Source organism: Streptomyces sp. SCA2-17 (genome assembly GCF_044336695.1).
Map to the genome: position 1 here is coordinate 2,464,170 of NZ_CP117521.1, position 14,213 is coordinate 2,478,382.

At 73.0% G+C, this 14,213-nt stretch carries 11 protein-coding genes and 1 tRNA gene; 3 read left to right on the plus strand and 9 right to left on the minus strand.

What is annotated here, in order from left to right; translation table 11 throughout:
• Window positions 1–14: 14 nt before the first annotated feature.
• Complete coding sequence (locus tag PS271_RS10895; protein WP_398381758.1) at window positions 15–551, minus strand: hypothetical protein; 537 nt, start codon at window positions 549–551, stop codon at window positions 15–17.
• Between the two features lie 263 nt (window positions 552–814).
• Here PS271_RS10895 and PS271_RS10900 point away from each other — a divergent pair, with 263 nt between their 5' ends.
• Window positions 815–3,175 (plus strand): alpha-N-acetylglucosaminidase, encoded by a 2,361-nt coding sequence (locus PS271_RS10900; protein ID WP_398381759.1) that lies wholly within the window; start codon window positions 815–817, stop codon window positions 3,173–3,175.
• A 107-nt stretch (window positions 3,176–3,282) separates the two neighbouring features.
• Here the strand turns inward: PS271_RS10900 and PS271_RS10905 are convergent.
• The 7 genes from PS271_RS10905 to galU all read right to left on the minus strand — a co-directional run bounded on the left by PS271_RS10905 (window position 3,283) and on the right by galU (window position 8,712).
• Window positions 3,283–3,356: transfer RNA gene (locus PS271_RS10905), tRNA-Ala, on the minus strand.
• A 92-nt stretch (window positions 3,357–3,448) separates the two neighbouring features.
• On the minus strand, window positions 3,449–4,585 hold the full coding sequence (sepX, locus tag PS271_RS10910) for a divisome protein SepX/GlpR (RefSeq protein WP_398381760.1): 1,137 nt from the start codon (window positions 4,583–4,585) through the stop codon (window positions 3,449–3,451).
• Window positions 4,586–4,736: 151 nt separating this feature from the next.
• Window positions 4,737–5,300, minus strand: coding sequence for a GNAT family N-acetyltransferase (locus PS271_RS10915; protein WP_398381761.1), 564 nt, complete (start codon window positions 5,298–5,300; stop codon window positions 4,737–4,739).
• A gap of 56 nt (window positions 5,301–5,356) precedes the next feature.
• On the minus strand, window positions 5,357–5,857 hold the full coding sequence (locus PS271_RS10920) for a MogA/MoaB family molybdenum cofactor biosynthesis protein (protein WP_398381762.1): 501 nt from the start codon (window positions 5,855–5,857) through the stop codon (window positions 5,357–5,359).
• Window positions 5,854–6,357 carry a cyclic pyranopterin monophosphate synthase MoaC gene (gene moaC / locus PS271_RS10925; RefSeq protein ID WP_398381763.1) on the minus strand — a complete coding sequence of 168 codons (504 nt, stop codon included), beginning with the start codon at window positions 6,355–6,357 and terminating at the stop codon, window positions 5,854–5,856. Before moaC ends, PS271_RS10920 begins: the two co-directional genes overlap by 4 nt.
• A gap of 74 nt (window positions 6,358–6,431) precedes the next feature.
• Window positions 6,432–7,709 (minus strand): molybdotransferase-like divisome protein Glp, encoded by a 1,278-nt coding sequence (gene glp / locus PS271_RS10930; RefSeq protein WP_398386802.1) that lies wholly within the window; start codon window positions 7,707–7,709, stop codon window positions 6,432–6,434.
• A 100-nt stretch (window positions 7,710–7,809) separates the two neighbouring features.
• Window positions 7,810–8,712, minus strand: a complete 903-nt coding sequence (gene galU, locus PS271_RS10935) for a UTP--glucose-1-phosphate uridylyltransferase GalU (protein ID WP_398381764.1) — start codon at window positions 8,710–8,712, stop codon at window positions 7,810–7,812.
• Between the two features lie 51 nt (window positions 8,713–8,763).
• Between galU and PS271_RS10940 the strand changes: the two genes are divergently transcribed.
• Window positions 8,764–9,387 carry a 5-formyltetrahydrofolate cyclo-ligase gene (locus PS271_RS10940; protein WP_398381765.1) on the plus strand — a complete coding sequence of 208 codons (624 nt, stop codon included), beginning with the start codon at window positions 8,764–8,766 and terminating at the stop codon, window positions 9,385–9,387.
• Window positions 9,388–9,470: 83 nt separating this feature from the next.
• Here the strand turns inward: PS271_RS10940 and PS271_RS10945 are convergent, their stop codons facing one another.
• Window positions 9,471–12,332, minus strand: coding sequence for a penicillin acylase family protein (locus PS271_RS10945; RefSeq protein WP_398381766.1), 2,862 nt, complete (start codon window positions 12,330–12,332; stop codon window positions 9,471–9,473).
• 318 nt (window positions 12,333–12,650) lie between these two features.
• On the opposite strand from PS271_RS10945, the gene PS271_RS10950 reads away from it, so the two are divergent.
• Window positions 12,651–14,174, plus strand: a complete 1,524-nt coding sequence (locus PS271_RS10950) for a potassium/proton antiporter (RefSeq protein ID WP_398381767.1) — start codon at window positions 12,651–12,653, stop codon at window positions 14,172–14,174.
• Window positions 14,175–14,213 lie beyond the last annotated feature (39 nt).

A 14,213-nucleotide genomic window follows, 5' to 3' on the forward strand; every position in this document is an offset into this window, starting at 1 on the left:
CAGCTCCTCGGCGGCTAACGCGGGGGGACGGGGAGCCGCAGGTCGCGCAGCTCGTGGGCGAGCGAGGCGGGCAGTCCCTCGGGGTCGACGGTGACACGGGTGTAGTAGGCGGTGTCCTCGCCGGCGCCGCTGTTCCCAGCGTCCCCGCCGTTCCCGCCATTCCCACTCTCCCCGCCGTTCCCGTCGGCGGCGCGGCTGACGAGGCCGCTGAGCGTGACCTTGGCGGCGTACGGCCGGTCGGGGGCGCAGGCGGGCCGGCACCAGGTGCCGTGCACGCTGCCGTACGCCTCCGCCGTCGGGCCGCCCCAGGACTGCCAGCGCAGCTCGGTGAGGGTGGCCGCGGGAGAGAGCGTCAGGGCGGCGGGCCGGCGCAGCGGCGGCTTGCCGCCCGGCTCGGCGACGTAGACGGCGTCCGTGCCCGGCGAGGGGCTGAGGGCCGGCCCGGAGACCTCCAGGCCGCCGGGGTCGGCGCAGCCGCCCAGCAGGACGGCCGTGCCGAGCAGGCCCGCGGCGAGGGCCACGGCGCCGGGCGCTGCGGTGAGCGGTCGCACGCGGTTCCTCGGGTCGGGCCGGCGGGGCCGGCGGCCGGTGGCCGGAGCGGTGGCGCCTAGCAGGCCGGGCGTTCCGATGGGGCCATTCGTGCCAAATGTAACCGGCGTGGCTGGTTCGGCGCCCGCGTCCTTGCGGCGTGGCGCTCATCTGCTCGTAGGATCGCCGCGCCTAATGCGTGTAAAGCGCCCCAGTGGTCCGGTCCGTTCACTCCTGCCTCGCTCCTGTCGCAGGGGCATCGCGCTCGTCACGGTGGAGGTCACTCATGTACATGGCCCGTCGCAGGCTCCTGGGTGCCCTTGCGGGGGCGGCGGCTCTGGGGACGGTGCCCGGGGTGGCCGCGGCGGCCGGGCGGGGGAGCGCCGGCGGGCCGGGCGGCCCGGACGGGGGCTCCGGCGCGGCAGGCTCCGCGGCCTCCTCCGCCTCTTCCGGCTCCGCCGCCTCCTCCGCCTCCTCCGACTTCGACGCCGTGGTCTCCGCCGGGGACGGGAGCGCCGCGGCCGGCCTCCCGGACGCGGAGGGTGCGGCGGCCGGAGCCGCGGGAGCGGCCGCGGCCGCCCTCGCCCGGTTGCTGCCCCGCCACCACCGGCAGGTCACCTTCCGCACGGTGCCGCGCAAGGGCGGCGCGGACGCCTTCCGGGTGTCCGGGCGGGAGGGCGCGCTGGAGGTGTCGGGGACGACGCCCGCCGTGCAGCTCACGGGCTTCCACTGGTACCTCAGGCACGTCGCCCACGCCCACTTCTCCTGGAACGGCGCGCAGACCGCCGCCCTGCCCGCCCGCCTCCCCGGCGTCCGCACCCCCGTCGTCAGGGCGGCGAACGTCCCCCACCGCTTCGTCCTCAACGACACCAGCGACGGCTACACCGGCCCGTACAACGGCTGGGACTACTGGCAGCGCGAAATCGACGTGCTGGCGCTGCACGGCTTCAACGAGGTGCTGGTCTACGCGGGCGCGGACGCGGTCTACCACCGCACGTTCCGCGAACACGGCTACGGCGACGCCGAGCTGCGCGCGTGGCTGCCGGGCCCGGCGCACCAGCCGTGGTGGCTGCTCCAGAACATGGAGGGCTACGGCGGCCCGCTGTCGGCGGAGCTCCTGAAGCGCCGCACGGCCCTCGCGCAGAAAATCGTCGGCCGGCTCCGCGAACTGGGCATGACCCCGGTCCTCCCCGGCTACTACGGCACCGTCCCGCCCGGCTTCGCCCAGCACAACCCCGGTGCCCGCACCGTCCCGCAGGGCACCTGGGGCGGCTTCCGCCGGCCCGACTGGCTCGACCCGCGCACCGCGCACTTCCGCCGCGTCGCGGCCACGTTCTACCGGGTCCAGAAGGAGCTCTACGGCGCCACGTCCATGTACAAGATGGACCTGCTGCACGAGGGCGGAAAGCCCGGCGACGTGCCCGTCGCCGACGCCGCCCGCGCCGTCGAGAAGGCCCTGCGCGCCGCCCACCCGCACGCCACCTGGGCCATCCTCGGCTGGCAGGAGAACCCGCGCCGCGCCATCCTCGACGCCGTCGACCGCCGCCGGATGCTCGTCCTGGACGGCGTCCCCGACCACTACCCGAAGGTCACCGACCGCGAGGACGACTGGGGCGGCACCCCGTACGCCTTCGGCTCGATCTGGAACTTCGGCGGGCACACCGCCATGGGCGCCAACACCCGCGACTGGGCGAAGCTCTACGAGGACTGGCGCACCAAACCCGGCAGCGCGCTCAAGGGCATCGCCCTGATGCCCGAGGCCGCCGACAACAACCCCGCGGCGTTCGCCCTCTTCAGCGACCTGGCCTGGACCGACGGCCGGATCGACCTGGAGGACTGGTTCCGGCAGTGGCCCCGCTACCGCTACGGCGCCGCCGACCCGCACGCCGTCCGCGCCTGGGACGTCCTGCGCCGCACCGCCTACGGCACGACCCGCGAGGACGGCTGGAGCGAGGCCGCCGACGGCCTCTTCGGCGCCCGCCCCGACCTGGCCGTCACCCACGCCGCCAACTGGTCACCGCGCCAACTGCGCTACGACCCGGACGCCTTCGACAAAGCCCTCCCCGAACTCCTGGCGGTGGCCCCGGCCCTGCGCGCCAGCCCGGCCTACCGCTACGACCTCCTGGACGTCACCCGCCAGTCCATCTCCCAGCGCAGCCGCATCCTCCTCCCCCGGATCAAGGCGGCCTACGAGGCGGGCGACCGGGCCCGCCTGCGCGACCTGACCCGCCAGTGGCTCGACTGGATGACCCTCCTGGAAGAGACCGTCGCCACCGACGAACGCCACCTGCTCAGCCACTGGACGGCCGCCGCCCGCGCCTGGGGCTCCTCGGAAGCCGAACGCGACCGCCTCGAACAGGACGCCCTCACCCTCCTCACCACCTGGGGCCCCCGCGCCTCCGCCGACACCGGCAAGCTCCACGACTACGCCAACCGCGAGTGGTCGGGCCTGGTCGGCGGCCTCTACCGCAAGCGCTGGACGGCCTACTTCACGGAACTGGACGCGGCCCTGACCACTCGCCGCAAACCGAAGCCCATCGACTGGTACGCCCTGGAAGAAGACTGGCTCCACCACCACCCCACCCTCAGGACAAAGCCATCGGGAGACGTGGTGAAGGTGGCACGGAAGGTGGCCCGCAAACTCTGACCGCAGCGAGCGCAGCGACCCCGGCCCCGGCCGCACAACTGCGGCGCCCGCAGGGGAACATAAAAAGATCCCGCCCGATCTATCAGATCGGACGGGATCCATTGCTGTGGACCTGAGGGGATTCGAACCCCTGACCCCCTCGATGCGAACGAGGTGCGCTACCGGACTGCGCCACAGGCCCTTGCAACGAGTGAAACTCTAGCAGCTCCATCCGGGTGCTCGGTAATCCGCTCCCCGCTGGTCAGGCGGCCGGGGCGGGTGGAGTGGCATGGATCACTCGTTGGCGGCGCGGGGGCGGTCGTCGTCGGCGTACTGGTCGAAGAGGGGGGTGCGGCCGCCCTCGCGGGTGCGGCGGCGGGGGCGGGAGGGGCGGCGCTCCTCCGCGGCGGCGCGGGCGCGGTCCGCGGCCGGGTCGGCGGTGGAGGAGCGGGCGGAGCTCCAGGTGTCGGGGGCGCCCAGGTCGACGTTGTCGCCGGCGCGCGGGGCGACGGGCGCGGTGACGTACGTGGGCAGGGGGACGGGGACCGGGTCCCAGCTCTCGGCCGCGCCGCGGTCGCGCTGCTGGTCGACCCACTCCGCGTGGTCCGTCTGCTCCACGAGGGCGCGGCGGCCCGCCGCGGGCGACGGCTCGACCGAGTGGTCGGCGGGGGGCGCCGGGTGGGCGACGGTGTCAACGGGGTCGGCGGCGGCGTGGGGGTCCGCCGCCTGGCGAGGGCGGACGCGGCCCTCGCGAAGGCGCTGGGCGGCCAGTTCGGCGCGCCGCTGGTCCATGGTGAAGGCGAAGCGCCGCCGCTCCTGCATCCGCAGGTAGACGATGTAGGCGCTGAGCAGCCCCGCCGGGACGGCCGGCACCCACAGGAACGCCAGCCCGCCGACGCCGGCGACGACCGCGCCCAGGGTGAAGGCCAGGAAGAGGACGACCGTGGTGCGGCGCCGGCGCGCGAGGACCTTCGTGCGCCGGGCGCGGGCGGCGGCGGCCGCCGGGGTCGCGGAGGACCCGGCACGCTCCCCCGCGGCTCCCTGGGCGCCCGGGGAGCCTGCGTGGCCCGCCGGCGGGCCCGCCGGGGCCGGCGCTTCCGCCGGGGCTCCGCCGCCCGCTCCGGGCACACCCCCGGGCATGCCGAAGGGCCGGACGTCGACCATTTCGGTCGGCGCTTCCGGCTCGGGCCCGCGGGCCGCCGGCTCCGCGGGGTCGCTTGAGACCGGCGCGTCGTCGGCGGCGCGCACTTCCAGGTCCTTGGCGTAACGGCGCTCCATCCCCGCCCGTCCGGACAAGAGCCGGATGGCGGTGCTGAAGCGTTCCGTCGGACGGGCTTCATTGAGCTCGTCCTGCCTACGGAGCCACATCGGCACCAAGTAGGCGGCCCAGGCCCCGACGATGACTGCGTAGATGAGGCCGCTGCTGCTCACACTTCACACCGTAGAGGGGTACGCGCAGGGGATTCCGCCAATTGGCCCGGTGTGTCGCACGATCCGGCTGATATCTCGAACTTTTTTTGTGATTGTTGGGACCGAGTCCACTCGAATACCGTCCATTGACGGTCACTTTCGAATATCTATTCTATTTCTGAGGGGTGCCGGGGCGGGACCGGTGCCAGCGCTGCAAGAGCCCCTCCGGGACCTCCTCGGCCGTCAGTGCGTAGACCAGGTGGTCGCGCCAGGCGCCGTCGATGTGGAGGTAGCGGGGCCGCAGCCCCTCCTCCCGGAAGCCCAGCTTCTCCACGACGCGGCGGCTGGGGAGGTTCTCCGGCCGGATGCAGACCTCCACGCGGTGCAGGCCGACGGAGCGGAAGCAGTGGTCCACCGCGAGCGCGACCGCGGTCGGCATCACGCCGCGGCCCGCGACGGCCTCGTCCACCCAGTAGCCGATGTGGGCCGAGCACATCGAGCCCCACGTGATCCCCGCCACGGTCAGCTGCCCGGCCAGCCGGCCCTGGTACTCGATGACGAACGGCAGCATGCGCCCCGCGTGCGCCTCGGCCCGCAGGTGCCGCACCATCTGCCGGTACGTGGGGCGGTGCGTGACCGGGCCGCCCGGCGGGGGCGGCGGGATCGTGGCCTCCCAGGGCCGCAGCCAGTCGCGGTTGCGCCGGTTGACCTCGCGCCACGCGTGCTGGTCGCGCATCCGGATGGGCCGCAGGACGACGTCCCCGTCCGCCGGCTCGGCCGGCCAGCCGGCGTTCAGTGCGGGCCCCCCGGTCTCGGGTGGTCGCCCCCGCGGACCTGCTCCACCGCGTGGACCAGCAGCCGGCCCAGCACGGCGAGGCCGTCGCGGACGCCGCCCGTCGATCCGGGCAGGTTCACGATCAGCGTCCGGCCGGCCAGCCCGGCCAGGCCGCGGGAGAGCGCGGCCGTGGGCACCTTCGCCAGGCCCTCGGCGCGGACGGCCTCGGCGATGCCGGAGACCTCGCGGTCGAGGAGGGGGCGGGTCGCCTCGGGCGTGCGGTCGGTCGGGGACAGGCCGGTGCCGCCGGTGGTGACGATCACGTCGTAGGCGGCGGCGACCCCGTCCCGCAGGGCCGCCGCGACGGGCTCCCCGTCGGGCACGACGACGGGCCCGTCCACAGCGAACCCCATGGCCGTGAGGCCGGCGGCGAGGAGGGGGCCGCCCTTGTCCTCGTAGACGCCCGCGGCGGCGCGGTTCGACGCCGTGACGACCAGCGCCCTCATGGGCGCCTTCATGACCGGCTCCAGTCGCCCGACTTCCCGCCCGTCTTCTCCTCCACCCTGATGTCCGTGATCACCGCGCCCTTGTCGACGGCCTTCACCATGTCCACGACCGTCAGGGCCGCCGCGCTCACCGCGGTCATGGCCTCCATCTCCACGCCCGTGCGGTCCGTCGTCTTCACGGTGGCGGTGATCTCGACGGCGTCGTCGGTGACCGTCAGCTCGACCTTCACGCCCGAGAGCGCCAGGGGGTGGCAGAGCGGGATCAGGTCGGGAGTGCGCTTGGCGGCCATGATGCCGGCGATGCGGGCCGTGGCGAGGGCATCGCCCTTGGGCACGCCCTCGCCGCGGAGGAGCTCCACGACGCGCGGCGAGACAAGGACGCGGCCGGCGGCGCGGGCCGTGCGCGCGGTGACCTCCTTGGCCGAGACGTCGACCATCCGGGCCGCTCCCGCACTGTCGAGGTGGGTGAGGCGGAAGGGCTCGGGCGGGTCCTGGGCGGCGGCGCTGCTCATGCTTCTCCTGGTCCGGGTCCTGTGTGGGCAGACACCGTACCGGCAGCGCCCCGGCGCGGGGCGGGCAGGAGAGGTCAGCCCAGCGGGATGACGTCGACCTCCGTGCCCGCCTCCAGCGCCGTGACCGCCTCCGGGACGACGACGAGCGCGTCGGCCTGCGCAAGGGCCTTCACCAGGTGCGAGCCCGCGCCGCCCACGAGCGAGACCGTGCCGTCGCCCGCCTCGTACCGCGCGCGCAGGAACTGGCGGCGGCCCGCCGGCGAGGACGTGACGGCGTCGGTGCACACGGCGCGGACGGTGGTGCGGTCGACCGGTTCGAGCCCCATGAGCGCCCGCAGGGCGGGGCGGACGAAGAGCTCGAAGGAGACGTAGCAGCTGACGGGGTTGCCCGGGAGGGCGAAGAGCGGCACCCGGTCGGGGCCGATCCGCCCGAAGCCCTGCGGCTTGCCGGGCTGCATGGCCAGCGCCCGGAACGCGACGCTGCCCTCCTCGCCCGCCAGCCCGGACAGCGTCTCCTTGACCACGTCGTACGCGCCGACGCTGACGCCGCCGCTGGTGACGACGGCGTCGGCGCGGATGAGCTGGTCCTCCAGGGTCGCGCGCAGGGTCGCGGCGTCGTCGTCGACGGCGCCGACGCGGTACGCGATGGCCCCGGCGTCCCGCGCGCAGGCGGAGAGGACGTAGCTGTTGGAGTCGTGGATCCGGCCGGGCGCGAGCTCCTCGCCGGGCTGGACGAGCTCGCTGCCGGTGGACATGACCACCACGCGCGGGCGCGGCCGCACCAGGACCGTGGCGCGCCCGATGGCCGCGAGCAGCCCGATCTGGGCCGGGCCGAGGACGGTCCCGGCGGCGAGCGCGAGCTCGCCCGTACAGGCGTCGCTGCCGCGGGCCCGGACGTGGGCGCGGGCGGCCACGGGACGGTGGATGCGGACCTCGCCGCCCGAGCGCTCGGGGACGGCGCTGTGGGCGGCCATGGCGGCGGCGGGGCCGGCGCCCGCGCCGCCGTCCGTCCACTCGACGGGAACGACGGCCTCGGCGCCGGGCGGCAGCGGGGCACCGGTCATGATCCGGGCGGCCTCGCCGGGGCCGACCGTGGGCGGTGTGCCGCTGCCCGCCGCGACGTCGCCGATGACGGTGAGGACCGCCGGGAACTCCTCCGTGGCGCCCTCGACGTCGGTCGTGCGGACCGCGTAGCCGTCCATGGAGCTGTTGTCGAAGGGCGGGAGGGCGGCCGGGACGGTGACGTCCTCGACCAGGACGCACCCCTGGGCCTCGGGCAGCTGGAGCTCGATCGGCTCCAGGGGCCGGACCTTCGCCAGGATGTCGGCGAGGTGCTCGTCCACCGTCCACAGGCGGCCCGGCTCATCCCGCTCGTCCCGCTTGTCCCTCTCGGCGGGGGCGGGGCCGGGGCGCGGGCCGGCGGCTGCCGTGTCGGCGGTGCTGCTCAAGGGGCTACATCTCCTCGGTCACATAGCGACGGAGCCAGGCGCGGAAGTCCGGACCAAGATCTTCGCGCTCGCAGGCCAGTCTGACAATGGCGCGGAGGTAGTCGCCGCGGTCACCGGTGTCGTAGCGGCGGCCCTTGAAGATCACGCCGTGCACGGGCCCGCCGAGGCCGGGCTCGGCGGCCAGCGCCTGGAGGGCGTCCGTGAGCTGGATCTCCCCGCCGCGGCCGGGCGGGGTCTCGCGCAGCACGTCGAAGACGGCCGGATCGAGGACGTACCGGCCGATCACCGCGTAATTGCTGGGCGCCTCGGACGGTTCGGGCTTCTCGACGAGGCCCGTGACCTGCACCACACCCTCGGCGTCGGTCGGCTTCACGGCCGCGCAGCCGTACATCCCGATCTGGGCGCGCTCGACCTCCATCAGCGCGATCACGCTGCCGCCGTGCTTGCGCTGGATCGCGACCATGTGGGACAGCAGCGGGTCCCGGATGTCGATCAGGTCGTCGCCGAGGAGGACGGCGAAGGGCTCGTTCCCGACGTGCGGGGCGGCGCACAGGACGGCGTGGCCGAGGCCCCGGGGGTCGCCCTGGCGGACGTAGTGCATCGTCGCCAGGTCGCTGGACTCCTGGACGCGCGCCAGCCGCGACTCGTCGCCCTTGCGGCGCAGCGCCTCCTCCAGCTCGTAGTTGCGGTCGAAGTGGTCCTCCAGCGGGCGCTTGTTACGCCCTGTGATCATCAGGACATCCGAGAGTCCGGCGAGGACGGCCTCCTCCACCACGTACTGGATCGCCGGCTTGTCGACGACCGGCAGCATCTCCTTGGGCGTGGCCTTGGTGGCAGGCAGAAACCGGGTGCCGAGACCGGCTGCGGGGATGACAGCCTTGCTGATCCGAGGACGCGAATGAGTCATGGGCCGAACACTATCCGTTGAGATTGAGCGGAAGATGAGGCTCCACCGAGTATGCCCCCACGCAAGGAGTTTGTACGCACAGTGATCAAGTACGACGGTACGAAGGCTGAGTTGCGGCGGGATCTCCTGGCGGTGAGATCCGCGTTGACCACGGATGACGTGGTCGTGACGGGCGACGCGCTGGCCCGCCGCGCCCTGGAGCTCCCGGAGCTCGCGGAGGCGGGAACGGTGGCGGCCTACGTGTCTGTGGGGCGCGAGCCGGGCACGCGCGCGCTCCTGGAGGCGCTCCGCCGGCGGGGGGTACGGGTGCTGCTTCCCGTGCTCCTGGAGGACAACGATCTCGACTGGGCGGTGTACGGGGGCCCGGACCGTCTCGTACGGGCCGGGCGGGGGCTTCTGGAGCCCGACGGCCCCCGGCTCGGGCCGGAGGCCGTGACGTCCGCGGACGCGGTGCTGCTGCCCGGGCTGGCCGTGGACGGGCGGGGGATGCGGCTCGGCCGCGGCGGGGGGTCGTACGACCGGGTGCTGGCGCGGCTGGCCGCGTCCGGGGCCGCCCCGGTGCGGGTTGTCCTGCTGTACGACAGCGAGGTGATCGCCGAAGTCCCGGCAGAGGCGCACGATCGTCCCGTGGACGCGGTGGTGACGCCGTCCGGCGTGCGGCGTTTTTCGCGCTGACGCGCTCGTCCTCAAACGCCGGACGGGCTGGTTTTGCTGAGGTCTCAGCAAAACCAGCCCGTCCGGGACACCGGCCACAAGCCTTACGGCTTCAAGGTCAGCTCCGCGTCCGTGCCCTTCTTCACCGCATCCGGGCTGAAAGCCCACGGCAGGAGCTCGCCCTTGGCCCACTTGTCCGTCTGGTCGTAGTAGTGCGCGTTGTACGCGTGCCCGGACGCGCCGGTGAGGTTGATCCACCGGGACTTGTCGAGGTCGGCGAGGTTGACGACCATCCGCATGGACGGGACCCGGGTCACCTCGTAGCCGCCCGCCGCGTTCCAGCCCGCCGCGTTGACCGCGGCCTCGCCGCCGGCCAGGTTCCACGGGCCGCGGTTGAGCATCCACCGGACGATGCCGGGGCCGTCCTTGCCGAGGGTCTGGTTCTTCAGGTTGAGCTGGTGGAGGCGGCCCCAGCTCCAGGAGTTGACGTCCTTGCCGAGCTTGGAGGTCAGCTCCCAGCGGGCGTCCTTCATGGCGCGGGCCAGCAGCTCGTCACGGTTGGCGGCGCCAGGGTTGGCGCGGGTGCCGCTGGTCTTCCACCAGTCGTCGCCGGGCTTGTCGAGGATGGAGCGGACGACCTCGAACCAGCGGTCGCCGCCGTCCGGCTGCGCGGCGTCGGGCTCGCGCTCGCCACACTCGCGCACCAGGCGGGCGTTGCCGTCGAGGTCCTCCTGCGGGCCGGCGTCGTTGGCCGGGCGCACCCGCAGGCACTGGCCCTTGACGCGCAGTTCCTTGGGGAGCTTGTTGCCGAAAGCGAGCTTGAGGGTGTTGCGCCAGACGGCGTTGAAGTACGCGGCGGCGGCCGAGTCGGCCTCCTGGTTGTAGTCCCAGCCCTCCAGGAGCTTCTGGGCCTCGCGGACGTACTTCGTCTCGCGCTCGTTGGAGCCCTTGACGTCGATCTTCAGCAGGTAGGGCGTGAGCAGCTTGGCGATCTCGCTGCTGTTGTCCATCTGCATCTTCTGCATGTCGTCCGTCGAGATCTTGCCGCCGTCCTTGGTCTTCGACTGGATCAGGTCGTCGATGCGCTTGCTGCGGGCGCCGTAGCCCCAGTCACCGGTGAGGGAGTAGGGGTACTTCTTGTCGGTGACCGGCTGGTTGGCGGTGACGATGTAGCCGCGCTTGGGGTTGAGCTCCCAGGGCAGCTCGCCCGGCTTGAGGTAGCCGGTCCACTGGTAGGCGGGGTCCCAGCCGGGCGCGGGCATGCGGCCGTCGCCCTTGCGGACGGGGATGCGGCCGGGGGCCTGGTAGCCGATGTTGCCCTTGGTGTCGGCGTAGAGCAGGTTCTGCGAGGGGACGTCGAAGCCCGCCGCGGCCTTGCGGAAGGACGGGAAGTCGGTGGCGCGGTTGATGTCGAGCAGCGCGTCCATCGTGCGGCCGGCTTCGAGCGCGGTCCAGCGCAGGGAGACGGCGTAGCCCTCGGCGCGGTCCGGCGCCGGGTCCTTCACGGGGGCGTCCTGGCCGACCTTGCCCAGCTCGCTGTTGCGGTCGGAGACGACGGGGCCGTTGCGGGTGGAGCGGACGGTGATGGTGCGGGTGTCACCGCCGGCGACCTTGATGGTCTCCTTGCGGGTGGCGAAGGGGACCTGCTTGTTGTCGTAGAGGTAGCTGCCGGAGGTGACCTTCTCCAGGTAGAGGTCGGAGACGTCCGCCCCCATCTTGGTCATGCCCCAGGCGATGTCCTGGTTGTGGCCGATGACGACGCCGGGCACGCCGGCGAAGGTGTAGCCGGCGGCGTCGAACGGGCAGGACGGGCCGGTCTTGGTGCAGTGCAGGCCCATCTGGTACCAGAGCGAGGGCATCTGCGGCGCGAGGTGCGGGTCGTTGGCGAGCAGCGGCTTGCCGGTCGTCGTGTACTGGCCGGAGACGACCCACGCGTTGGAGCCGAGGCCGTTGCCGGACTTGCCGAGCAGCGCGGGCATCTTGTCGAGGGTGTTGGACAGCGCCGTCAGGCCGGTGTGCAGGCCGCCGGCCGCGCCGGCACCCCCGCCGGTGGCCGCGCTGCCGTTGTTGCTGGCACCGCCCTGCGTACCCGGCGTGCCGGCGTTGCCCTGGTTGCCCGTACGCGCTCCGCCGGTCCGCCCGGTCCCTCCGGTCCCGCCCGGCTCACCGGTCGTCGAGCCCGGTGCCGACGGCGCGGCCTTCGGGTCGAACTCCTTCGTCGCCGGGTCGATGCCGCCGCCCTCGACGACCGGCTTGTTCCGGTCGTACGGGTACGCCGGGTAGAGCTGGTCGATCTGCTGGGGGCTCAGCCGCGTCGAGGCGAGGGAGCGGTCGATCTCGTCCTGCACGTTGCCGCGCAGGTCCCAGGCCATGGCCTTGAGCCAGGCGACCGAGTCGACGGGGGTCCACTGCTCGGGCTTGTAGTCGTTCTGGAACTCCAGGGCCGCGTATTCGACGGACAGCGACTTGCCCTGATGGTCCTTGAGGTAGGCGTTGACACCGTCGGAGTAGGCCTGGAGGTACTTCTTGGTGGTGGCCGACAGCTTGGTGTCGTACTCCTCCTGCGCGACCTTCCGCCAGCCCATGGTGCGGACGAACGCGTCGGTCTCGACCTGGTCCTCGCCGAACATCTCGGACAGGCGGCCCGCCGTCAGGTGGCGCCGGACGTCCATCTCCCAGAACCGGTCCTGCGCCTGCACGAAGCCCTGGGCGCGGAAGAGATCCTCGGCGTTGTCCGCGTAGACCTGCGGGATGCCGTGGTCGTCGCGCTTGACCTTGACCTCCCCGCTGAGACCCTTGAGCTGGAGGGTGCCGCTGGTCTCCGGGAAGGAGGCGCGCACGGTGCTGACGCTCCAGTACGCGCCGTAGCCGATGCCCGCGACGAGCAGCAGCACGACGACGATCGCGAGCAGGCGGGCGCGGCGCCCCTTCTTCTTGCCGGAAGGGCCGGTCTTGTTGGAGGGCATCGCTGTCCTTAGAGGGGCAGGGTGGTCCTGGAGTGCTGGAAGCAACCATAGGCGCAGGGCGCTGAGCGGCCGGACGCGGATGCCGGACCGTGCAGTGACATCAATCCCTCTTGGCGCCCTCACCCGCCCGTAACGCGTTAAGAACCCGTAAAATATTAGATGAGGAAATGAACTACCGCCTGGCCGGAGGAACGTTCCGGCCCTGCCCATGGCAATGCGCTCCGCCATTGCACCGACCACGCACTCCGGTGCGCGCGTGAAGGGACCTGGCCCCTGACTGTCCACCACCTCAACGAACTCCTGCTGATCTGCTCCCTCGTGCTGCTCGTCGCGGTGGCGGCGGTGCGCATCTCTTCGCGCAGCGGGCTGCCCAGCCTGCTCATCTACCTCGGCATAGGGGTCGCCATCGGCCAGGACGGCATCGGCGTCTCCTTCAATGACGTGGGGCTGACCCAGGTCATCGGCTACGCCGCCCTGGTCGTCATCCTCGCCGAGGGCGGACTCGGGACGAAGTGGCACGAAATCAAACCCGCGCTGCCCGCCGCGGCCGTGCTGTCCACCTTCGGTGTCGCGGTGAGCGTGGGCCTCACGGCCGCCGCCGCGCACTACCTGGCGGGCGTCGAGTGGCGGCAGGCCCTGATCATCGGTGCGGTGGTGTCCTCGACGGACGCGGCTGCCGTCTTCTCCGTCCTGCGCAACGTTCCCCTGCCGTCCCGGCTCACCGGTGTCCTTGAGGCGGAGTCCGGCTTCAACGACGCCCCCGTCGTCATCCTCGTCGTCGCCTTCTCGGCGGCCGGGCCCGTCGAGCACTGGTACCTGCTCCTCGGGAAGATCGCCCTGGAGCTGGCGATCGGCGCCGCCGTCGGCCTCGCCGTCGGCTTCCTCGGCGCGTACACGCTGCGGCACGTGGCCCTGCCCGCCTCCGGCCTCTATCCCATCGCCGTGATGGCCATCGCCACCGCCGCCTACGCGGGCGGCGCCCTCGCGCACGGCTCGGGCTTCCTCGCCGTCTACCTCGCGGCGCTGATCCTCGGCAACGCCAAGCTGCCGCACTGGCCGGCCACCCGCGGCTTCGCCGAGGGGCTCGGCTGGATCGCCCAGATCGGCATGTTCGTCCTGCTGGGCCTGCTGGTCACCCCGCACGAGCTGGGCGACGACATCATCCCCGCGCTGGTCGTGGGGCTGGTCCTGACGATGGTCGCGCGGCCGGTGTCCGTCTTCCTCAGCACGGCGCCCTTCCGCACCCCCTGGCAGGAGAAGGCGCTGCTGTCGTGGGCCGGGCTGCGCGGCGCCGTGCCGATCGTCCTGGCCACCATCCCGATGGTGGCCGGGGTGGAGGACAGCCGCACGATCTTCAACATCGTCTTCGTGCTGGTGATCGTCTACACGCTGGTCCAGGGGCCGACGCTGCCGTGGCTGGCCCGGCACCTGCGGCTGGGCGAGAACGAGCCGCCGGAGGACCTCGGCATCGAGTCCGCGCCGCTGGAGCGGCTGCGCGGCCACCTGCTGTCGGTCTCCATCCCGGAGGGCTCGCGCATGCACGGCGTCGAGGTCTCGGAGCTGCGGCTGCCCGCCGGGGCGGCGGTCACGCTCGTCGTACGGGAGGGCAAGAGCTTCGTGCCCGGGCCCTCGACGGTGCTGCGGCTGGGCGACGAGCTGCTGGTGGTGGCCACGGACCCGGTGCGCGACGCGACCGAGAAGCGGCTGCGGGCGGTCGGCGAGGGCGGCAAGCTGGCGGGCTGGCTGGGGGGCCGTGAGGAGCGCGCGGAGGCCTCCGCGGGGCCCTCTGTGACGAAGGCCATAGGCATATCCAAGGGCCCCCGTATGATAAAGAGGAAGTAATCATTCACTCCCGCTCCCCGCGGGAGGATTCCCCAGATT

What these genes read in the sequence shown, in the direction of transcription:
- PS271_RS10920 (WP_398381762.1), bottom strand. Translation starts at nt 5,857, where the DNA reads ATGAAGGCGCCCATGAGGGCGCTGGTCGTCACGGCGTCGAACCGCGCC.
- PS271_RS10915 (WP_398381761.1), bottom strand. Translation starts at nt 5,300, where the DNA reads ATGCGCGACCAGCACGCGTGGCGCGAGGTCAACCGGCGCAACCGCGAC.
- galU (WP_398381764.1), bottom strand. Translation starts at nt 8,712, where the DNA reads ATGACTCATTCGCGTCCTCGGATCAGCAAGGCTGTCATCCCCGCAGCC.
- PS271_RS10940 (WP_398381765.1), top strand. Translation starts at nt 8,764, where the DNA reads ATGCCCCCACGCAAGGAGTTTGTACGCACAGTGATCAAGTACGACGGT.
- PS271_RS10900 (WP_398381759.1), top strand. Translation starts at nt 815, where the DNA reads ATGTACATGGCCCGTCGCAGGCTCCTGGGTGCCCTTGCGGGGGCGGCG.
- PS271_RS10945 (WP_398381766.1), bottom strand. Translation starts at nt 12,332, where the DNA reads ATGCCCTCCAACAAGACCGGCCCTTCCGGCAAGAAGAAGGGGCGCCGC.
- moaC (WP_398381763.1), bottom strand. Translation starts at nt 6,357, where the DNA reads ATGAGCAGCGCCGCCGCCCAGGACCCGCCCGAGCCCTTCCGCCTCACC.